18 protein-coding genes and 1 tRNA gene are annotated in these 19,380 nt (G+C 66.6%); 6 read left to right on the top strand and 13 right to left on the bottom strand.

The features are described 5' to 3' along the window. Positions 1-17: 17 nt before the first annotated feature. The 7 genes from AC3A6I_RS17500 to AC3A6I_RS17470 all read right to left on the bottom strand — a co-directional run bounded on the left by AC3A6I_RS17500 (position 18) and on the right by AC3A6I_RS17470 (position 6,369). Positions 18-1,829: an ABC-F family ATP-binding cassette domain-containing protein gene (locus AC3A6I_RS17500; protein ID WP_487545143.1), complete on the bottom strand. Its 1,812-nt coding sequence runs from the start codon at positions 1,827-1,829 to the stop codon at positions 18-20. Between the two features lie 280 nt (positions 1,830-2,109). Beyond that, positions 2,110-2,586, bottom strand: coding sequence for an iron-responsive transcriptional regulator RirA (gene rirA / locus AC3A6I_RS17495; RefSeq protein ID WP_487545142.1), 477 nt, complete (start codon positions 2,584-2,586; stop codon positions 2,110-2,112). A 191-nt stretch (positions 2,587-2,777) separates the two neighbouring features. Then, complete coding sequence (locus tag AC3A6I_RS17490) at positions 2,778-3,824, bottom strand: aldo/keto reductase (RefSeq protein ID WP_487545141.1); 1,047 nt, start codon at positions 3,822-3,824, stop codon at positions 2,778-2,780. 70 nt (positions 3,825-3,894) lie between these two features. Beyond that, the gene (gene lptB, locus AC3A6I_RS17485) at positions 3,895-4,665 is read right to left on the bottom strand and encodes an LPS export ABC transporter ATP-binding protein (RefSeq protein ID WP_487545140.1); all 771 of its coding nucleotides are present in this window, start codon (positions 4,663-4,665) and stop codon (positions 3,895-3,897) included. Further along, the gene (gene lptA / locus AC3A6I_RS17480; RefSeq protein WP_487545139.1) at positions 4,662-5,120 is read right to left on the bottom strand and encodes a lipopolysaccharide transport periplasmic protein LptA; all 459 of its coding nucleotides are present in this window, start codon (positions 5,118-5,120) and stop codon (positions 4,662-4,664) included. The genes lptB and lptA overlap by 4 nt, the downstream gene beginning before the upstream one ends. After that, a complete protein-coding gene (locus tag AC3A6I_RS17475; protein ID WP_487545138.1) occupies positions 5,117-5,749 on the bottom strand; it encodes a hypothetical protein in 633 nt (210 codons plus the stop codon). The genes lptA and AC3A6I_RS17475 overlap by 4 nt, the downstream gene beginning before the upstream one ends. A gap of 5 nt (positions 5,750-5,754) precedes the next feature. Next, positions 5,755-6,369, bottom strand: coding sequence for a ribonuclease D (locus AC3A6I_RS17470; protein WP_487545137.1), 615 nt, complete (start codon positions 6,367-6,369; stop codon positions 5,755-5,757). Positions 6,370-6,492: 123 nt separating this feature from the next. On the opposite strand from AC3A6I_RS17470, the gene AC3A6I_RS17465 reads away from it, so the two are divergent. Beyond that, the gene (locus AC3A6I_RS17465) at positions 6,493-8,352 is read left to right on the top strand and encodes a polysaccharide biosynthesis protein (RefSeq protein WP_487545136.1); all 1,860 of its coding nucleotides are present in this window, start codon (positions 6,493-6,495) and stop codon (positions 8,350-8,352) included. A 2-nt stretch (positions 8,353-8,354) separates the two neighbouring features. Here the strand turns inward: AC3A6I_RS17465 and AC3A6I_RS17460 are convergent, their stop codons facing one another. Together AC3A6I_RS17460 and AC3A6I_RS17455 are read right to left on the bottom strand one after the other, a co-directional pair. Continuing rightward, complete coding sequence (locus tag AC3A6I_RS17460; RefSeq protein WP_487545135.1) at positions 8,355-8,837, bottom strand: group III truncated hemoglobin; 483 nt, start codon at positions 8,835-8,837, stop codon at positions 8,355-8,357. Positions 8,838-8,892: 55 nt separating this feature from the next. Next, a tRNA-Leu gene (locus tag AC3A6I_RS17455) sits at positions 8,893-8,977 on the bottom strand. A gap of 149 nt (positions 8,978-9,126) precedes the next feature. Here AC3A6I_RS17455 and AC3A6I_RS17450 point away from each other — a divergent pair. Beyond that, entirely contained in the window at positions 9,127-10,089 is a 963-nt protein-coding gene (locus AC3A6I_RS17450) for a complex I NDUFA9 subunit family protein (RefSeq protein ID WP_487545134.1), read from the top strand. Between the two features lie 5 nt (positions 10,090-10,094). Here the strand turns inward: AC3A6I_RS17450 and AC3A6I_RS17445 are convergent, their stop codons facing one another. Further along, positions 10,095-10,328, bottom strand: coding sequence for a hypothetical protein (locus AC3A6I_RS17445; protein ID WP_487545133.1), 234 nt, complete (start codon positions 10,326-10,328; stop codon positions 10,095-10,097). 85 nt (positions 10,329-10,413) lie between these two features. On the opposite strand from AC3A6I_RS17445, the gene AC3A6I_RS17440 reads away from it, so the two are divergent. After that, the gene (locus AC3A6I_RS17440; protein ID WP_487545132.1) at positions 10,414-11,388 is read left to right on the top strand and encodes a helix-turn-helix transcriptional regulator; all 975 of its coding nucleotides are present in this window, start codon (positions 10,414-10,416) and stop codon (positions 11,386-11,388) included. Positions 11,389-11,429: 41 nt separating this feature from the next. Here the strand turns inward: AC3A6I_RS17440 and AC3A6I_RS17435 are convergent, their stop codons facing one another. Next, on the bottom strand, positions 11,430-12,179 hold the full coding sequence (locus AC3A6I_RS17435; protein ID WP_487545131.1) for a copper homeostasis protein CutC: 750 nt from the start codon (positions 12,177-12,179) through the stop codon (positions 11,430-11,432). Between the two features lie 154 nt (positions 12,180-12,333). Between AC3A6I_RS17435 and uxaC the strand changes: the two genes are divergently transcribed. Continuing rightward, the gene (gene uxaC, locus AC3A6I_RS17430) at positions 12,334-13,746 is read left to right on the top strand and encodes a glucuronate isomerase (protein ID WP_487545130.1); all 1,413 of its coding nucleotides are present in this window, start codon (positions 12,334-12,336) and stop codon (positions 13,744-13,746) included. Continuing rightward, on the top strand, positions 13,743-14,072 hold the full coding sequence (locus tag AC3A6I_RS17425) for a cupin domain-containing protein (RefSeq protein ID WP_487545129.1): 330 nt from the start codon (positions 13,743-13,745) through the stop codon (positions 14,070-14,072). Before uxaC ends, AC3A6I_RS17425 begins: the two co-directional genes overlap by 4 nt. A gap of 388 nt (positions 14,073-14,460) precedes the next feature. On the opposite strand, the gene AC3A6I_RS17420 is transcribed toward AC3A6I_RS17425, so the two are convergent. Continuing rightward, positions 14,461-15,720, bottom strand: a complete 1,260-nt coding sequence (locus AC3A6I_RS17420) for an Hsp70 family protein (protein ID WP_487545128.1) — start codon at positions 15,718-15,720, stop codon at positions 14,461-14,463. A gap of 298 nt (positions 15,721-16,018) precedes the next feature. Here AC3A6I_RS17420 and AC3A6I_RS17415 point away from each other — a divergent pair, with 298 nt between their 5' ends. Then, positions 16,019-16,936 (top strand): FecR domain-containing protein, encoded by a 918-nt coding sequence (locus AC3A6I_RS17415; RefSeq protein ID WP_487545127.1) that lies wholly within the window; start codon positions 16,019-16,021, stop codon positions 16,934-16,936. Positions 16,937-16,942: 6 nt separating this feature from the next. Here AC3A6I_RS17415 and AC3A6I_RS17410 read toward each other — a convergent pair whose 3' ends face one another. Continuing rightward, positions 16,943-19,243, bottom strand: coding sequence for a putative bifunctional diguanylate cyclase/phosphodiesterase (locus AC3A6I_RS17410; protein ID WP_487545126.1), 2,301 nt, complete (start codon positions 19,241-19,243; stop codon positions 16,943-16,945). Positions 19,244-19,380 lie beyond the last annotated feature (137 nt).

Raw genomic sequence — 19,380 nt, 5'->3', positions numbered from 1 at the left:
CGATGGCGATGGAGTGACTATCCTTCGATCTCCTCGCGCAGCGCCTCGAGCTCCAGCCATTCGTCCTCGGCCTTGCCTAGCGCCGCTTGGGCCTTGTCGAGCTCGGCGCTGGTCGCTTCGAACTTCTTGGGGTCCCTGGCGTAGAGGCCAGGATCGGCCAGCACCCCATTCAGCCGCGCGATTTCTTTTTCGAGCCGCGCCATCTCCTTGGGCAGCGTTTCGAGTGCGTGCTTCTGCTTGAAGCTCAGCTTCTGCTTCTGCGGATGCGACGTCGTCTGCGGCAGCGCGGCCTGCTTGCCGCCCCTGACCTTGCCAGCATTGGCCGGCGCCGTGACGCCGTAACCGCGCTGCGTCACCATGTCGGAATAGCCGCCCGGATACTCGGTCCACTGCCCGCCGCCATCGGCGACAATCACCGAAGTCGCGACCCGGTCGAGGAAGTCGCGATCGTGGCTGACGACGATCACCGTGCCCGGATACTCGCCCAGCATTTCCTGCAGCAGTTCCAGCGTCTCGAGATCGAGATCATTGGTCGGCTCGTCGAGCACGATGACGTTGGAGGGCAGGGCGAGGACGCGCGCCAGCGCCAGCCGCCCGCGCTCGCCGCCCGACAGCTTGCTGACGGCCGTGCCGGCTTGCTCGGGCGCGAACAGGAAGTCCTTCAAATAGCCCATGAAGTGCTTGGGCTGCCCGTTGATGGTCAGTGTGTCGGAGCCGCCGCCAGTCACCGCTTCCTTGAGCGTCATGTCCGAGGTGAGCGCAGCGCGGCGCTGGTCGAGGCTCGCGAGCTCGATATTGGAGCCCAGCTTGATCGTGCCGCTGTCTGGCGCGAGTTCACCGGTGAGCAGCTTGATCAGCGTCGTCTTGCCCGCGCCATTGGCGCCGATGATGCCGAGCCGGTCGCCGCGGATGACGCGTGTCGTCAGGTCTTTGACGATGACGCGCTCGCCATAGGCCTTCGATACATCCTTTGCTTCCGCCACCAGCTTGCCCGACGTCTCGCCCTCGGTGACGACGATGCTGACATTGCCGACCGACCGCTTCAGCTCGCGTCGCTCCTGGCGGAGATTGTGGAGGCCGGCAAGGCGGCGGACATTGCGCTTGCGCCGGGCGGTGACGCCATAGGTCAGCCAGTGCTCCTCGCGCACGATCTGCCGATCAAGCTTGTGCCGGGCGGTTTCCTCTTCCTCGAGCACCTGGTCGCGCCATTCCTCGAAGGCTCCGAAACCGCGGTCTAGCCGGCGGGTGAGCCCGCGATCGAGCCATACGGTGGCGTTGGTGAGGTCGGCGAGGAAACGCCGGTCGTGGCTGATGATGACCAGCGCCGAGCGGATAGATTTCAGCTCGTTCTCCAGCCATTCGATCGCCGGCAGGTCGAGATGGTTGGTTGGCTCGTCAAGCAGGATGATATCCGGTTCCGGCGCGAGGGTCCGCGCGATCGCGGCGCGGCGGGCCTCGCCGCCAGATAGTCGCTGCGGCTCCTCGTTGCCGGTGAGCCCGAGCGCGTTGAGCAGGTAGGTGGCGCGATAGTGGTCGTCGCCCGCCTGCATTCCCGCTTCGACATAGGCGAGCGTGTTGGGATACGACGAAAGGTCCGGTTCCTGCGGCAGGTAGCGGATGGTTGCGCCCGGCTGCAGGAAGCGTCGCCCGCCATCCGGCTCGATCTCGCCCGCGGCGATCTTCAGGAGCGTCGATTTACCCGAGCCGTTGCGGCCGACCAGCGCCACCTTCTCGCCCGGCAGCAGCGAGAGTTCGGCGCTTTCGAGCAGGTCGGCGGAGCCGAGTCGCAGCCGGATTTGCTGCAGGGTGAGAACGGGCGCGGGAGCCAAGGCGATAGTCCGTCTGTGAAGGGATGGCGGCATAGAGCATGCATGCCAGCCAAGATCAACGCGACGAGCCGCGCATGAACCTGAGCTGAAGCAATTCTGAACGTGGCCTTAACGCGGGGATCAGTGAGCGTTCAACCGCCGGGCGCAATTCTGCCGCCTGTGATCGCGGGGCGATCTCGAATTCCGCCGCACGAAAAAAACGCCCTCCGGGTCGGGCGTGTGTGGTGATGAGGGCGGGTGTCGGACTTTTGGAGTCGGTCCGACACCCGCTCTATCTGTTTCAGTGGGCTGCCTGCGCGATCAGCACCGGCTCCATCTCCTCAAAGCTGAGGCCGAGGCGCTGGCGCAGCGAACGGCGCTTCGAAGCGAGGTCCGCGATGGTGTGGCTCTCGAGCACGTTGAAAAACGCGCCAAGCGCCTCGCGCAGCGCCGCATTCACATCGCAGCTGTCGGCGAGCGGGCAGGAAATGTCGCCGTCCTCGAAGCACTCGGCCATCGAGAAGCTTTCCTCGGTGAGCCGAACGGTGTCGAGCAGGGTGATCTCATCGGCCGGACGGCCCAGCTTGATGCCGCCGCGACGGCCGCGCACGGTCTCGATCAGCCCGTTCTCGACCAGCGGCTTGATCAGCTTGAACAGGAACAGTTCGGAAATACCGTGCGCCTTGGCGATGTCGGCAACGCGGCTCAGGCCGGGGTCATTCACCGCGCAATAGATCAGGGTACGTATGGCGTAGTTGGACTGGCGAGTCAGTCTCATCGAAACTCCGAGTCGGCGATGCCGATCTTGCTGCACGCCCACGGTCAAACGCTTGATTTGGTTGGCGTTTGCCCGGCTGGATGGGCCTTGGAACCAGACCCTAACTTATAACGGTTCTAAACTAAGTCAAGAAAACTTGACGCCATCGTTCAAGATTGGCGTCAAGTTCCGTGAGCACCGCTCTGCCGGCGTTACTTACCCATGTACGGCTTGTGCAAGGCGAGGTCCGCCGCACCCAGCCGGTCCTGTGCGGTGAAGCTCTGGTGCCAGTAGGGGTAGATCAGCGGCGGTTGGCTGACCGCATCGAGCCGTGCCACTTGGTCGGCGCTGAGCTTGAGGTCCGCCGCCTTGAGGTTGTCCTCGAACTGCGCAAAATTCCGCCCGCCGATGATCACCGAGGCAACGAGCGGTCGCTGCAGCAGCCAGGCCAGCGCCACCTGCGCGCCGGAGACGCCATGCTCGCCCGCGACGGCATTGAGCACGTCGACGATCTTCCACAGATGTTCCGGATCGTAGATCGGCGGCTCCTTGAAGCCGCGCACCTGGCGCCCGTCGGTCGGCTTGGTGTCGCGCGTATACTTGCCCGACAGCCACCCGCCGGCAAGCGGCGACCAGATCAGCAGCGACACGCCCTGATCGAGCCCGAGCGGAACCAGCTCATACTCGGCCTCACGCGAATGCAGCGTGTAGTGGATCTGCTGAGAGACGAAGCGCTGGTAGCCCTTGGCGTCGGAGGTGCCAAGCGCCTTCATCAGGTGCCAGGCCGAGTAGTTCGAGCAGCCGATGTAACGGACCTTGCCGGAGCGCACGAGCGTATCGAGCGCTTCCAGCGTCTCCTCGAGCGGCGTCTCGCCGTCCCATTCGTGCACCTGGTAGAGGTCGATCACGTCGGTCTTCAGCCGGCGCAGCGAGTTCTCGGCCTCGCGGATGATGTGGTAGCGGCTGAGGCCGCGATCGTTCGGGCCCTTGCCGGTCGAGAACCGGACCTTGGTGGCGAGCAGCAGGCGGTCGCGCCGGCCATCGGTCAATGCCTCGCCGATGATCGTCTCCGACACCGACTTCGAGTAGACATTGGCCGTGTCGATCAGGTTGACGCCGTGGTCGAGGCAGAGATCGATCTGGCGCTGTGCGTCCTTGAGATCGGTATCCCCCCACAACCCGTCACCACCGAACGTGGCGGTACCGATCGACAGCGATGAAACCTTGAGGCCGGAACGGCCGAGCAGGCGGTAGTCCATGGAAAATGCCCTCCAGATACTGCGCGGAAACTAAAGCGGCGGGTGCACGGCGCAAGCCCCGATCGACGGGCTACACCTCGAACGTGTCACCCAGATAGACGCGCTGCGCCTCGGGATCGGCGACGATGGTCTCGGGCTTGCCCTGGATCATCACCCGGCCGGCATGCACGAGGTAAGCCCGGTCGACCAGCGACAGTGTATCGCGCACCGAGTGGTCGGTGATCAGCACGCCGATACCACGCCGCGTCAGGTGCTTCACCAGCGCCTTCACCTCGCCCACGGCGATCGGATCGACGCCGGCAAAGGGCTCGTCGAGCAGCATGAACACCGGATCGGTCGCCACCGCCCGCGCGATCTCGACGCGTCGCCGCTCACCGCCCGACAGCGCCATCGCATTGGCCTTGCGGATATGCTCGATGCCGAACTCGTGCAGCAATTCATCGAGCCGGGCGGAACGCGCCGCCTTGCTCGGGACGTGCCGCTCCAGCACGGCAAGAATGTTGCCTTCGACGCTCAGGCCCCGGAAGATCGAGCTTTCCTGCGGCAGGTAGCCGATACCGAGCCGCCCGCGCTGAAACAGCGGCAGGTCGGTGATTGGCCGCCCATCGAGCAGGATCTTGCCGTCATCGGGCTTCACCAGCCCCATGATCATCGTGAACACCGTGGTCTTGCCCGCCCCGTTCGGCCCGAGCAAACCCACCGCTTCGCCTCGCCGCACGGCGAGACTGACATTCTCGACCACCGCACGCTTGCCGAAGCTTTTCTTCAACCCGTGCGCCACCAGCCAGCCGGTCTGGTCGACCGACGTCCGCTCGCCCGGTGGTGAGGCTGTTTCCTTCATCGCGGCGTGAACACGCCGGTGACGCGGCCGCCCTGGCTGTCATTGCCACGGAAAGTGGAGCGGTTGGTGGCGAGATTGATGGTCAGTTCCGGCCCCTGCACGGTGCCCTGCTCGTTGGTCACGGTGACATTGTCGCTCAGCGTCAGGATCTGCGTCACCGGATCGAACACCGCCTGCCGCCCGGTGGCGGTCTGCTCCGGTGTCTTGATCCGAACGTTCCCCGTGGCGGTCAGGCTATCGATATCGGTCTGTCCGCCACTGCCATACGTGACGACGACCTTGTCGGCCCACACCGTCATACCAGTACGGGTGATCACCACATTACCACTGAACACCGCATTCTTGGTCAGGTCGTCGAGGTCCATGCTGTCGGCCGTGACCTTCACCGGATCGACGGCCAATGCCGGCGTACTGGCGGCCAGCAGGGCGGCGAGCAAGAGAGTTCTGAGCTTCACTGGTTGTCTCCCGGTGTCGTCGGCAGCTCGAGCGTCACGTTGCGGAACGTGTAATGCTGCTTGGCCCGTTCATAGGTCATGCTGTCGGCCAGCACATGCGTGCCATCGGGCAGCGTCACATCCACCTTGCCGCCTGCCGCCATCGTCCAGTTCAGGGCATCGAGGAACACCATGTCCAGGGTGCCCTTGAGCCCCTCGCTGCTCTCGATCGCTGTCGTTCCCGGCACGTTGACCAGCTGGTCGGTGGTCTGCAGTTGCGCCGCTGAAGCAGTGGCCCTGGTTACCACGCCGGCAACCGTCGTGGCCGTGAGCGTTGCCTCAGTCAGATCGACAATGTCGCTCTGGAGCAGAGACACCTTTGCCGCCGTGGCGCCCAGCGCATAGACCGTGCCATCCTCGACGGTTGAGGTCAGCTCCGGCGTTTCCACGACCAGTTTGTCGCGATCGATGCTGATGTTGGAAAAGCCAAAACGCTGGCTGAGGCTGGCAATGATGATGCCGGCCACCACGACCATCAGCACCAGCGCCCCGGTGGCCGGCACGGCCCAGCGCAATACCGCCACCATCTGGTTGCGGTGCGCGAGGCGAGTGTAGAGCCGCGCGCGGGTGTCAGCCGTGACCCCGGTCATTGCCATCAGCTATGGGCGAAGATGTCGGTCTCGTCCCAGCCCATCAGGTCGAGATCGATCCGGTGCTTGAGGAACTCGAAGCACGCCGTCGCCAGCTCGTTGCGGCCCTCGCGCTTCAGCATGCGGTCGAGATGGCGCTTCACGTCATGCAGGTACAGCACATCGGACGCGGCATAATCGAGTTGCGCCTCGCTGATCTTTTCGGCGCCCCAGTCCGAACTTTGCTGCTGCTTGTTGAGATCGACGTTCAACAGCTCGCGCACCAGGTCCTTGAGCCCGTGCCGGTCGGTATAGGTGCGCACCAGTTTGGACGCGATTTTGGTGCAGTAGACCGGTCCGGTGACTACGCCGAAGCGGTGCTTCAGCACCGCCATATCGAAGCGGGCATAGTGGAAAATCTTGGTGACGCCGGGATCGGCCAGCATCCTGGTGAGGTTCGGCGCTTCGTTCAGCCCTTGCGGGATCTGCACCACGTCGGCGCTGCCGTCGCCGGGCGACAACTGCACTACGCATAGGCGGTCGCGATGCGGATCGAGGCCCATGGTCTCGGTGTCGATCGCCACCTCCCGGCCGTAACGGGAAAGATCGGGCAGATCGCCACGGTGCAGCCGGATGGTCATGTCAGGTCCTGAGAAAATGAATGCGGTGTGATGCCATAGCATAAAGGCGTTGGAAAGGCCGGGCGGCGTCGCTACAAACCTCTCTGCCGCGTCCCCGCCGCGGCGGGGCGGCAAGTGAGTTGAATGGATATTCTGGGTCAGGTCCGTGACCGGGTAAGTGCGCTGCCACGGAACAGCAAGCAGTTCCTGCTGATGGCCTTTGACACCCTGGCCCTGCTCGGCGTGCTGTGGCTCAGCTTCTCGGCCCGGCTGGGCGCCCAGTTCACGCCGCAACCGGCCCACCTCGTCCTCATGCTGCTTGCGCCGGTCGTCGCCATTCCGGTTTTTATCCGGCTCGGTCTCTATCGCGCCGTGATCCGCTATCTGCCCGAACGCGCGCTGTGGACCATCATCCAGGCCATGGCGCTCGCCACGCTCATCTGGGTGTTCGGTCTGTTCGTCGCCGAAGCGACGCGTCTTGCCGTGTTCCCGCGTACCGTGCCCTTCATCTATTTCGTGCTCGGCACGCTCGTCGTCGCCGGCTCGCGCTTTGCCGCCAAATACGCGCTGTGGCTACCCGAGCGCGACATCGGCCCGGCCTCGGGCGTCGTCATCTACGGTGCCGGCGCCGCGGGCTCGCAGCTCGCCGAAGCCCTGCGTGGCCAGCATCGCAATTACGTTGCGGCTTTCCTCGACGATGATCGCGATCTGTGGGGCCGGGACATCGGCGGCGTCCGTGTCTATCCGCCCGACCGGCTGGAAGAGCTGATCCGCAACCGCGGCATCCGCGAGGTGATTCTCTCCGTACCCTCGGCCGATGCGACCCGCCGTAGCCAGATCATCGCCGAGTTGAGCCGCCTGCCGGTGAAGATCCGGGCCCTGCCGGCCATTTCGGATCTCGCCGCCGGCAAGTATCTCGTCAACCAGCTACGCGAGATCGACATCGACGATCTGCTCGGCCGCCCCGGCGTGCCCGCGGATCCTGCGCTGATGCAGCGCATGCTCGAAGGCAAGGTGATCCTCGTCACCGGCGCCGGCGGCTCCATCGGTTCCGAGCTCACCCGCCTCATCGTCCGCCGCAAGCCGAAAAAACTGGTGCTGCTCGAAGCCAACGAGTTCGCACTCTATGAGGCCGAGCGCCGGCTGAAACTGCTCGCCGACGACGTACCGATCGTGCCGGTGCTCGGCGCCGTCGGCGATACACAGCTCGTCCGCCGCACGCTTAGCACTCACGGTATCGACGTCATCTTCCACGCCGCCGCCCACAAGCACGTGCCGCTGCTCGAGGAAAACGTGCTCGAGGGCGTGCGCAACAATGTGCTCGGCACCCGCACGCTGGTCGAGGCGGCGGTGGCCGAGAACGTGCCGCGCTTCGTCCTCATCTCCACCGACAAGGCGGTGCGACCCGCGAGCGTCATGGGGGCTACCAAGCGCTGGGCCGAGCTGATCGTGCGTCATTACGGCAAGGGCGCTGGCCGCCGGTATTGCGCTGTCCGCTTCGGCAATGTGCTGGGCTCCAACGGCTCGGTCGTCCCGCTCTTTCGCGAGCAGATCGCCGCCGGCGGTCCGGTGACGCTCACCGACAGGCGCATGACGCGCTATTTCATGTCCATCCACGAGGCCGCCGAGCTGATCGTCCAGGCCGGCGCCATGGCCGAAGGCGGTGACATCTTCCTGCTCGACATGGGCAAGCCCGTCGCCATCCGCGATCTCGCCGACAATATGGTTCGGCTCGCGGGCCTTACGGTGAAATCGGACGAAAACCCCGATGGTGATATCGCCATCGTCGAAACCGGCGCGCGCCCGGGCGAGAAACTCGAGGAAGAGCTGTTCTTCGACCCCGCCAACGCCCTGCCGACCGAGCAGCCGCGCATCCTGCGCTCACCGCCGGGCTCGCGTCCGACCAACGGCATCGAGGCCGCGCTTGACCAACTCGGCGCCGCGCTCGATGCCGGGGACGAGGCGGAAGTCCGGCGTGTGCTGTTCGATTTCGTCGAAACCTGATCTCACTCCGGCGGCGACCACGCGGCCGGCTCTTCGCCCGCTCGCATCGGCTTCAGCGCCCGCGGATCCTCGCCGCGGAACTGCGCCAGCCGGATGCGAAAATTATTGCCGATGGTTTCGGCCCGGTCGACGAACAGCGCCGCCGCCTCTGGCGGGCAAAGCTCCCCCGCCGTCTGCCGGAACAGCTTCAGCCAGCGCGCGAAATGCTTGTCGCTGAGCTCGGGAATGGCGAAATGCTTGGGCATTGGCCGGCCCGTATAGCGGCCGGTCCCGAGCATCAGCGAGCTCCAGAAATCGGTGATCGTATCGAGATGCTTCGGCCACTCGTCCGTGGCGATCACGCGGTTGAACACCGGCCCGATCACCTCGTCGGCCCGCGCCCGAGCGTAGAACGTATCCACGACCGCACGCACCATCTTCTCGTCGAGTTCGGGCGGAATCAGCCGCCCGGTCGGATGCAGCCGCGGCTTTTCAGGACGATCCATGAGCACAAAGTCTCCGAAAGCAAAAAGCCTCCCCGGAGGGAGGCCTTCGAACCGTTGGTGCCCTGGAGAGGACTCGAACCTCCACGTCGTTAAACACACGGACCTGAACCGTGCGCGTCTACCAATTCCGCCACCAGGGCAAACCGATGGGCGCCGTTCCCTAGGGTAAGGCGCGCGGGCTGTCAACTCGCTTTCGCGCGGCGCGTCGGTGCGCCACTCGACAGTCCGTCGCCCTCGCGCTAGAAGCGGCACGACCTTGCCCAGAGCCTGTTGTGGAGCCGATCGCGCCATGGAGACCAACCCCAATCTCGTGACCATCTTCGGGGGTGCGGGCTTTATCGGCACGCAGGTCGTTCAGCTCCTGGCCAAGAAGGGCTATCGCGTCCGCGTCGCGGTGCGCCGCCCCGATCTCGCGGGCCATGTGAAGCCGCTCGGCGCCGTCGGCCAGGTGATGCCGATCCAGGCTAATATCCGCAACGCCGATTCCGTGGCCCGCGCCATCCGCGGCGCCGGTCTCGTCATCAATCTCGTCGGCATCGGTTTCGAGCGCGGCCGCCAGCGTTTTCGCGCCGTCCACACGCTGGGCGCCAAGAACATCGCCGACGCCGCGAAGGTGCTGCAGGTCGAGCGCCTCGTTCATGTGTCGGCGCTGGGCGCCGATCCCCAGAGCGCCAGTGGCTATGCCCGCTCCAAGGCGCTGGGTGAGACCGAGGTGCTGACTGCCTTTCCGTCTGCCGTGGTATTGCGGCCCTCGATCGTCTTCGGACCCGGCGATGGCTTCTTCAACCGCTACGGCATGCTCGCCCGCATGCTGCCGGTGCTGCCGGTGATCGGCGCCAGGAGCAGGTTCCAGCCCATCTATGTCGGCGATCTCGCCCAGGCCATCGTTGCCGCGGCCGAGGGTGCGGTGAAGGGGGGCAAGATCTACGAGCTTGGTGGCCCCGATGTGATGACCCATCGCGAGCTGATCGAGCGCGTGCTGGCCGATACCGGCCGCCGCAACATGCTGCTGCCGCTGCCTGCCGGCCTCGCGCGGCTCGCCGCCATCCCGTTCGCTCTGCTGCCGAGCCCGTTGCTCACCGGCGATCAGGTCGATCTGCTGCAGGCCGACAATGTCGTCTCCGATGCGGCCAGTCGCGACAAGCGCACGCTCGCCGCCTTCGGCATCACGCCCACCGGCATGGAAGCGATCCTGCCGAGCTACCTGTGGCGCTTCATGCGCCACGGCCAGTTCGACCGGCAGACGGCCTAACCGCCTCACATCGGCGGAGTGATTCCGATATCCCGCAGCAGGTAGGCCGGCAGCTTGCCCGCCTCCTCGTAGTGCACCGGGCCGACCGTACGGCGCAGCATGGCGTTGATGCGGCGGCGCAGCGCGAAGAGCCGCACGCGCTCCATCAGGGTCGGCTTGCGCTCGATAGGGAGCAGATCGAGGTACCCGCGTGATTCGGTGCTGGATGCGTTGGTCTGCAGGCGATCCTGAATGGTCATTCCGCTTCTCCTCGTCTGTTGCGAAACGACTCTATTCCAGGAACACTGACACCGGCTGTCAGGGTAACTGCGGTAGAGAAGATTCATGCGTGCAAGCCGGCTCTTGACCATCCTGATGATCCTCCAGACCCGCGGGCGAACCAGCGCCGAGGCGCTGTCCGAGGAGCTCGAGGTTTCCGTTCGCACGGTCTATCGCGACATCGACCAGCTCAGTGCCGCCGGCGTGCCGGTCTACGCCGAGACCGGCCGCAATGGCGGCTTCGCCCTGCTCGATGGCTGGAAAACCCGCCTCAACGGCCTCACCGCGCCGGAAGCCCGCGCCCTGTTCTTCTCCGGTCTCCCCGGTCCAGCCGGCGAGCTCGGCCTCGGCGAGGAAGCGGCGCAGGCCGAACTGAAACTGCTCTCCGCCCTGCCGGCCGACTGGCAGGCCGAGGCCCGGCGCATGAGCTCGCGCTTCCATCTCGATCCGCGCGGCTGGTTCCAGCCCGGCCACAAGCCGGAGTTCCTGAAGCTCGTCGCCGAGGCGGTGTGGAGCGAAACCCGCATCGCCATCCGCTATGAGAGCTGGAAGGAAACCAAGGACCGGGTGATCGAGCCGCTCGGCCTCGTGCTGAAGGGTGGCGTCTGGTACGTCGTGGCGCAGCGTGATGGCAATATCCGCACCTACCGGCTGTCGCAGATCCAGGCCCTCGGCCCCACCGGCGAGACCTTCACCCGCCCAAAGGAGTTCGACCTGCCCAATCACTGGGCCGAGGCGACCAAGCAGTTCGAGCGCGACATCTATGTTGGCACCGCCCATGTCCGGGCCACGGAGAAAGGCCTGCGCAAGCTCAAGGACCTGAGCGACACGGTGCGCCGCGCCGTCGAGACACTGAACCCCACCCCCGGCGGGGATGGCTGGGTCGAGTTCGACATCCCGATCGAGGAGGTCGGCTGGGCCAGCTTCGAGTTCATCAAGCTCGGCGACGATGTCGAAGTGCTGAGCCCACCCGAGCTGCGCGCTCGCGTCGTCGGCAATGTGCAGAAGATGGCGCGTCTCTACAGGGTCTCTGGCGAATAACTGGCGCGGCCGGATCGGTGGGACAAGCCCAGGTGGCCAGCTTAGGCCGCCCGCGCTGCCGCGATCGTGTTGCGGACCGCGCCCACGTCGGTCAGCGTCAGCTCGAACTCGCGCTCGATCGCGGTGCCGCCCATGCCGACATTGGGGTTACGGTAGCCCATGTGGCTCGGCACCGTCGTCAGCGCCGCGAAATGCGCCTCGTCGGCGCCCGAGCGCCGCAGCACTTCGGCGATGTTGCTCGCATCGAGCCCGCCGCACACCATGATCTTGATCCGCCCAGCCGCCGCCTTCACCGTGCGCGCGAGGACGCCGAGGCCTTCGAGCGCGGTGTCGCGCTGGCCTGAGGTCAGCACCCGGTCGATGCCGCAGCGTACCAAAGCCTCGATCGCCTCCTCGGGGTCGCGGGTCATGTCGAAGGCGCGGTGGCTGGTGGTCGACAGCGGACCGGCGGCCTCGCGCAGCGCGGTCATGCGCTTTTCGTCGTAGATGCCCTCTGCCGTGAGGCACCCGAACACCACGCCGGCGACGCCGACTTCGCGGCACTCGGCGACGTCGTCCAGCATGGTCTGGAACTCGAGCTCGGAATAGAGGAAGTCGCCGCCGCGCGGCCGGATGATCGGGTGGAACGGCACGAGGTCCAGTGCCTTGGCCCGCCGGATCGTGCCCATGCTGGGCGTTAGCCCACCCTCGAGCAGGCTGGCGCAAAGCTCGACACGGTCACCGCCCGCCTCGTGCGCCGCCACCAGACCATCAATGCCTTCGACGCAGATTTCGATCGGGATGCGGCGCATGGAAGTCTCCGTGACAATGCTGCGCCAGCCATGGCAAGCGGCGCTTTTCAGAGCAAGTCCCCGCTGCTGAAAACGACTGAGGCTGGACAGGCGGCGGGGCGGCTTTCTATGGTGCGCCGAAACGCTAAGTAACTAATCGGTTCGGAGGAACAGCATGGCTGCGGCATATCTCAACGAGGATCGGCTGTTCGACGCCGAGCCCAAGGCGCGGGCCATCGCCAGGTCGCTTTATGCCGGGATCAAGGACCTGCCGCTGGTCTCCCCGCACGGCCATACCGAGCCGCGCTGGTATGCCGAGAACGCGCATTTTCCCGATCCGGCCCAGCTGCTGATCGTCCCCGATCACTATGTCTTCCGCATGCTGTTCAGCCAGGGCATCCGGCTCGAGGATCTGGGCGTGCCGACCACCGACGGCTCGGCCGTCGAAACCGATGGCCGCAAGATCTGGCGGCTGTTCGCCAGGAACTACTACCTGTTCCGCGGCACGCCGACGCGCATATGGCTCGACCACACGTTTGCGACCCTGTTCGGCATCACCGAGCGCCTCACCGAGCAGAATGCCGATGCGATCTACGACCAGATCGCCGAGCTGCTGCAGCGCGACGACTATCGCCCGCGCGCCCTGTTCGAGCGCTTCAACCTCGAGGTCATCTCCACCACCGACGCCGCGACCGACGAGCTCAAGTGGCACAAGATGATCCGCGAGTCGGGCTGGAAGGGCCGCGTCGTCCCCGCCTATCGGCCCGATGCCGTCGTCGATCCGGACTTTGCGGGCTTTGCCCAGAACATCGACCGTCTCGGCGAACTGACCGGCGAGGATACCGGCCTGTGGTCGGGCTATCTCGACGCCCACCGCAAGCGCCGCGCCTTCTTCAAGGAATATGGCGCGACCTCGTCGGACCATGGCCATCCCACCGCCGAGACGGCGAACCTCAATCCCAAGGAGGCGGGACAGCTTTTCGACAAGGTCCGCACCGGCAAGGCCGATGCGCCCGAGAAGGCGCTGTTCCGCGCCCAGATGCTGACCGAGATGGCGCGCATGTCGATCGACGACGGCCTGGTGCTGCAGATCCATCCCGGCGCCTGGCGCAACCATTCGCCGACCGTGCTGGCCCAGTTCGGCCGCGACAAGGGTTTCGACATTCCGACTCGCACCGATTTCGTCGGCGCGCTGAAGCCGCTGCTCGATGCCGTCGGCACCGATCCGCGGCTGTCGATCATCCTGTTCATGCTCGACGAGACCGTGATCGCCCGCGAGCTTGCGCCGCTCGCCGGCGTCTACCCCTCCCTGAAGCTCGGCCCGCCCTGGTGGTTCCACGACAGCCCCGAGGGCATGCGCCGCTTCCGCGAGATGGCCACCGAGACGGCGGGCTTCTACAACACCGTCGGCTTCAACGACGACACCCGCGCCTTCCCCTCGATCCCGGCCCGCCACGATGTGGCCCGCCGCGTCGATTGCGCCTTCCTCGCCCGCCTCGTCACCGAGCATCGGCTCGACGAGGACGAGGCGCATGAGGTGGCCAGGGACCTCGCCTACAACCTCGTGCGCAAGGCCTACAAGCTATGACCCAGAAGCTCTTTGCCCAGGCCGGTGACGGCAAGGTCACCCAGCTCGATGGCTCGTCCCGCCGCGTCATCCTCGATCTGCCCGAGCTGATGCTGGTCGAGTTCACTTTCGACAAGGGCGGCGTCGGTGCGCTGCACTCGCATCCGCATGTGCAGACCAGCTACGTCGCCGAGGGCGTGTTCGAGGTCACGATCGACGGCGTGACCGAGACCATCGGCAAGGGCGGCGCCTACATCGTGCCCACCGGCCTCGTCCACGGCGTCAAGGCGCTGGAAGCCGGCAAGCTGATCGACAGCTTCACCCCTCGCCGCGACGATTTCCTCTAGCCTGCGGTAACTCCTGGCCGGTGGGTAATGCTCGGCTGGAAGAGTGGTTGTGCTGCCATCCTCGATCGTCATCCCGGCGCACGCCGGGACCCAGTGCGCGGAGCTATCCCGCGCACCGATGGTGCCAACCTTGCCGGGATGGACCGGCGCGGTGTGAGCTTTGGGCTATCAGTTGAGCAGTGGGTCCCGGCGTGCGCCGGGATGACGGCCGGTGGAGTGACTGGGAGGTCTGCGGTGATCACCTTCTCCCCTTGTGGGAGAAGGTGCCCGAAGGGCGGATGAGGGGGGGAGCGGGAAGCGGCGGAGCTGGTGACTCCACCCCTCCGAGCTGCGCTAGTTCGCTTTGCTCGCAAGCTGCGCTTGCCCCCCTATCAAGGGTGCGGCTGGTTCAGCCGAAGCGCCGCGCCGCGTCGATGGCGAGGCCGAGGCCCACGCTGCCGAAGGCGTCGGTCTCGACGGCGCGGGCCGCCGGCACGCGGGCGCGCAGCTCGCCGGCCACCGCCGGCACGCGGGTCGAGCCGCCGGTGAGGATGAGCGTGTCAACGCGGTCGGCGCCGACCCCCGCCAGTGCCAGCGTGCGGTCGATCGCGTTGCCGATGGATTCGGTTGCCGCGCCGACCGCGGCGTTGAGTTCGCCCAGCGTGATCTCGGTCTCGAGCCGGGCGTCGCGGGTCATGAAGCGGAACAGGGTCTGCGGCGTCTCGCTGAGCGCGATTTTGGCCTCTTCCACCCGTCCGGCCAGCCGATGGCCCTGCCGGTCCTCGACCAGGGCGATGAACTTCGCCACGAGGTCGGGAAACTGGGCCTCCTGCCGGGTCGAGCCGAGCTCGGCCATCACCCTGGCATTATAGAGCCGGTTGATCCGGTGCCAGGTGGCGAGGTCGTAGTAGGGCCCGGAGGGCAGGGGCCGCTTGCCGTCCGCAGTCTCGGTGCCGTAGCCCATCAGCGGCATCACTTTTTTCAGCGACAGCAGCCGATCGAAATCGGTGCCGCCGATATGGACGCCGGCCGTCGCTAGGATGTCGGCCTTGCGGTCCTTGGCGCGGGCGCGCTCGGGCGACAGGCGGATGATGGTAAAGTCGGAGGTGCCGCCGCCGATATCGGCGACCAGCGCCAGCTCTTCATGCGTCACCTGCTGCTCGTAGTCGAGCGCCGCCGCGATCGGCTCGAATTGGAAGGCGATGTGCCGGAAACCTTGGGCGCGCACGGCGCTTTCCAGCTGGGCCTGTGCCTCGGCATCGGCCTTGTCGTCGTCATCGACGAAGCGCACCGGCCGGCCGCAGACGATCTCTTCGATCTCATGGCCGAGTACGCCCTCGGCCCGCTGCTTCAACTCGCCGATGAAGCGGCCGAGGATGTCGGAGAATTTCAGCGCGTCCCGCTTGATCCGCGTTGTGTCGGAGAACAGCGAGGTGCCGAGCACGCTCTTGATCGAGCGCATCAGCCGCCCGTCGGCGCCAGTGACGTATTCGCTCACCGCCTGCCGGCCGAAATAGGTGCGGTCCTCCTCGAACGAGAAGAAGATGGCCGAGGGGATGGTCGGCTTGCCGTCCTCGAGCGGGATCAGCTGCGGCGCGGCATTGCCGCCGGCCGCCGCGACGGTCGAATTGGACGTGCCGAAATCCATGCCGCAATGGATGCGCGCCATTTCCGTCTCCGCGTTCGGGTTTTGCCGGGGCGGGCGGTATAGGCGGCGAGCGGGCGGCTGTCTACCCGCCGCTGCTCGCAGAGCACGAACGCGCCGAACTTGCACTCCGCCCGGTGATATCGACGGGGTCGTGCGGGACCGACCGATTGGTAGAATGCTGACGATCTGCGCTTCTACGCGTTTACCCTCGGTGCACATGTGAGCAGCCCCAGGGCCCGCGCACAGCTCCCGTTAAGGATTCGGCTACCAGCGGACCACCCCTAATGGCCGTGTTTCACGCGTGCGCCAGGAGGGCGGAATGCCGAACAGGATGTTTGCGATAATGGGATTGGTGCTGGCGCTGCTGCTGCCGGCGACAGCGCTGGGCGACGATTGGGTGGCGGTGAAGCTGCGCGGCCAGGTGCTTCAGTTCATCGACGGCCAGTGGGCCGAAATCGATCGTGGCGATGTCGTGCCGGATGACCGCATCATCCGGACCGGCGCCAGCGGGCGGGTGGAGTTTCGCCGCGACAAGGAAAGCATCAGCCTGGGTGCCGATACCCAGGTCCAGATACACGATCGGGCCGGGGAGCGCTTCACCACCGTGGAGCAGCATTTCGGCACTGTCGAGGTTGAGGCCGAAGTGCGCAACGTCCGCCACTTCGCCGTCGAGACGCCGCTGCTGGCGGCAGTGGTGAAGGGTACCCGCTTCGTCGTCCGGTCGGACAAGGCGCAGGCGAGCGTGCAGGTGAAGCGCGGCAAGGTGGAGGTCACCGACAGCCATAGCGGCGCGCATGCGCTCGTGCCCAAGGGCCAGACGGCGACCGTCAGTGCCGGTGGTGGCTTTGTCGTCGAGGGTCGCGGCGCGCGGACGACACCGGTCGTTGGCGCCAATGGCGAGGTCTTGGCGACAGCGCCGACGGCTGCCGGCTCGCCGACGGGTAGCGGTGGGGTGTCGGTCGGCGCAGGCGCACCGGGCGGGGTCAGCGCCGGTGTTTCGGCCGGCGCGGCGGGTATCGAGGTCGATGCGTCCCTCGGCGATGTGGCGGAGGTCTCTGCCAGTGCCGGCTCCACCGGGGTCAGTGCCGGCGCAAGCGTCGGCAACACCGTGACCGCGGGCGTCGGCGCCGGTAGCGGTGGCGTCACTGCGGGCGCCAGTGTCGGCGGGACGAGCGTCGGGGTGAGTGTCGGCGGTGGCGGGGTTTCGCTCAGCCTCGGCGGCAAGAAGCTGTTGTAGGACGGTTCACGCCGCGCGCGTCGCAGCGATGCGCGCGGCGATCTCTTCGGCCGCGACCGGCCTGCCGATCAGCCAGCCCTGCGCGATGTCGCAACCGAGCCGGCCCAGCAGCGCGCGCTGCTCCTCGGTCTCCACGCCCTCGGCAACGGTGGTCTTGCCCAGTCGCTGGGCGAGCTCGATGACGGTCTGTACGATCGCGGCTTCCGCCGTGCCGTCGGCCAGTCGGCGCACGAAGCTCTGGTCGATCTTGAGCTTGTCGAAACTCAGCCGGCTCAGGTAGCTCAGCGACGAATAGCCGGTGCCGAAATCGTCTATGGCGACGCCGACGCCCAGCTGCCGGAGTGCATCGAGGGTGCGCGACAACGGCCCGGCGCCATCGACCAGCACGCTTTCGGTGATCTCCATGTCGAGCCGCCTCGGGTCATAGCCGGTCTCGAGCAGGGCATCGGCCACCATCTCGGCGACATCGCCGAGCTTGAGCTGGGTCGCCGAGACATTCACCGCCAGGCGCCCCTCCCAATTCCATTGTCCGGCGAGGCGGCAGGCCTCGGTCAGTACGAAGCGCCCGAGCGGTACGATAAGGCCCGTCTCTTCGGCCAGCGGAATGAACTCCGCCGGTGACACCACGCCCAGGTCTGGTGACGTCCAGCGCACCAGCGCCTCGACTCCCACCAGCTCGCCGTCGGCGATGCGCGCCTGTGGCTGGAACACGACCGTCAGCTCGCCGCGTTCGATGGCCTGATGCAGTGTCGCATCGAGCAGCCGGCGGCGCGCGACGTCGCTTTCCGTCGCGACGTTGAAGCTGGTGACACCGGTCGCATTGGCTGCCAGTGCCTCGCGCAAAGCCAGTTCGGCCCGCTGCAGCCGCAGTTCCGCAGGGTCGGGCGGATCGGCGTCGGCCGCGGCGAGCACGGCGCCGACATGCACTTCGTGTCCTTCGATCGCAAAAGCCGGCCGCAGCACCCGGCGAACCTCGGGCCCGATCGCCTCGGCACTGGCAGCTGGTGGAAGCATCAGGGCAAACACGTCGCGATCGATCACCCCGACCGGCCAGGCGCCGAGCTGCGACAGCCGCTTGCCGGCCTCCGCCAGCGCAGCTTCGGCAACGGCGCGGCCGAGTGCGTCGCGGACGAGGTCGAGCCGCGTCAGTGCGACGAGCAGGATCGGTCCTTGCGCATCGCGCGCCATGCGCTCGGCCAGGCCGAGGCGCGACGGCAGGCCGGTGACGGGGTCATGCCGCGCCAGGTAGACGAGCTGCGCCTCGGCGCGCCGGCGCCGGGCGAACTCGACGGCAAAGCCAGTGGCGACATGGAGGCCGAGCAGGAGGAAGGTCGAGACGATGAAGCCGGCCGTCTGCACCGTGATGCCGAAGGCCGCCTGCGCCAGCCAGGCGACGACTTCGGCCAGCGCGATGGCGCCCAAGGCGAGGCCGATGCCCTGCCAGGCCCGCAAGTCTCGGCCGAACAGGGCCCAGCCTAGACCCAGCAGCAGGGCCAGCCCGGCACCCGGCCACGGTCCGAGCGGAACGAGGCCGCGTCCCGCACGCAGGGTCTCGATCCCCGCCACCTGCAGCAGTGGGCCGGCGAGCAGGCCATAGCGCGGCACGGGGAAGATATCGCGCAGCTCGATGGCGCTGGCGCCGATCACCACCTGCCGGTCGGCGAGCCGCGACGGGGCGACCGTGCCGGCAAGGATATCGGCGACCGGAATGCGGTCGACGGTTCTGAGGTCGATGCCGAAATCGATATGCAGGTCGGCCCGGTTCGGCGTGATGCCGCCGAGCGCAATCGGCAGTGCCGGAATGCCTTGCGTCGCGGTCGGGAGGCTCTCGACGCGTCCATCCGCTCCCGCCGCGACATTCACCGAAACCGGCTGCGCGTGATTCGAGAATATCTCGAGTGGCAGGCTGAGCCGCCGCTCGCCGGTGGCGCCATCCACCTGCTCGAATGCCGCCAGCATCGCGTAACCCCCGGCCGCCTCCAGTGCGGTGGCCAGGGCAGCATCGCCGGTGGGGTTGGAGCGGGCCGAGAAGTCGATGTCGAAGGCCACCTCGGCGGCGCCCGCGGCCATCAGCCGGTCGAGCAGCCGGGCGTGGACCTCACGTGGCCATGGCCAGACGCCGACAGCCGATAGGCTGGCGCTGTCGATGTCGGCGAATACGACCTGCCCGCTGGCCGGCCGGCTGGTCAGCTCGAAGCGTACGTCCGCGAGCAGCCGGTCGAGCGAGGCAAACGCTCCCGCCGCCGCGGCGCCGAGCACGCAGGCAAGCATGAGAGCCACGAGTCCAAGACGCTGAACGAGCGGCAAGCCGACCTCCAGATGCACCGGCCGGGCACACTAGAGCACAGCGGTCTTGGAAGAATTAACGCGCCCCCCGAGCCGCCATTTCGCGAATGATGGCCGATTTTTCGACACTGTCCTGCCGCCGGATGGTCGATGATTGG

The organism is Devosia sp. Soil_C_22, from assembly GCF_057657195.1.
The sequence above is the reverse complement of the archived record's forward strand: the minus strand, read 5'-3'. Positions and strand labels throughout refer to the sequence as shown.

Excerpts from the sequence above, each read along its gene's own strand:
- AC3A6I_RS17435 (WP_487545131.1), bottom strand. The coding sequence starts at position 12,179 with ATGCGCCGCATCCCGATCGAAATCTGCGTCGAAGGCATTGATGGTCTG.
- lptB (WP_487545140.1), bottom strand. The coding sequence starts at position 4,665 with ATGAAGGAAACAGCCTCACCACCGGGCGAGCGGACGTCGGTCGACCAG.
- rirA (WP_487545142.1), bottom strand. The coding sequence starts at position 2,586 with ATGAGACTGACTCGCCAGTCCAACTACGCCATACGTACCCTGATCTAT.
- uxaC (WP_487545130.1), top strand. The coding sequence starts at position 12,334 with ATGGCTGCGGCATATCTCAACGAGGATCGGCTGTTCGACGCCGAGCCC.
- AC3A6I_RS17425 (WP_487545129.1), top strand. The coding sequence starts at position 13,743 with ATGACCCAGAAGCTCTTTGCCCAGGCCGGTGACGGCAAGGTCACCCAG.
- AC3A6I_RS17465 (WP_487545136.1), top strand. The coding sequence starts at position 6,493 with ATGGATATTCTGGGTCAGGTCCGTGACCGGGTAAGTGCGCTGCCACGG.
- AC3A6I_RS17415 (WP_487545127.1), top strand. The coding sequence starts at position 16,019 with ATGCCGAACAGGATGTTTGCGATAATGGGATTGGTGCTGGCGCTGCTG.
- AC3A6I_RS17470 (WP_487545137.1), bottom strand. The coding sequence starts at position 6,369 with ATGACCATCCGGCTGCACCGTGGCGATCTGCCCGATCTTTCCCGTTAC.
- AC3A6I_RS17445 (WP_487545133.1), bottom strand. The coding sequence starts at position 10,328 with ATGACCATTCAGGATCGCCTGCAGACCAACGCATCCAGCACCGAATCA.
- AC3A6I_RS17450 (WP_487545134.1), top strand. The coding sequence starts at position 9,127 with ATGGAGACCAACCCCAATCTCGTGACCATCTTCGGGGGTGCGGGCTTT.
- AC3A6I_RS17420 (WP_487545128.1), bottom strand. The coding sequence starts at position 15,720 with ATGGCGCGCATCCATTGCGGCATGGATTTCGGCACGTCCAATTCGACC.
- AC3A6I_RS17490 (WP_487545141.1), bottom strand. The coding sequence starts at position 3,824 with ATGGACTACCGCCTGCTCGGCCGTTCCGGCCTCAAGGTTTCATCGCTG.
- AC3A6I_RS17475 (WP_487545138.1), bottom strand. The coding sequence starts at position 5,749 with ATGACCGGGGTCACGGCTGACACCCGCGCGCGGCTCTACACTCGCCTC.
- AC3A6I_RS17460 (WP_487545135.1), bottom strand. The coding sequence starts at position 8,837 with ATGGATCGTCCTGAAAAGCCGCGGCTGCATCCGACCGGGCGGCTGATT.
- AC3A6I_RS17440 (WP_487545132.1), top strand. The coding sequence starts at position 10,414 with ATGCGTGCAAGCCGGCTCTTGACCATCCTGATGATCCTCCAGACCCGC.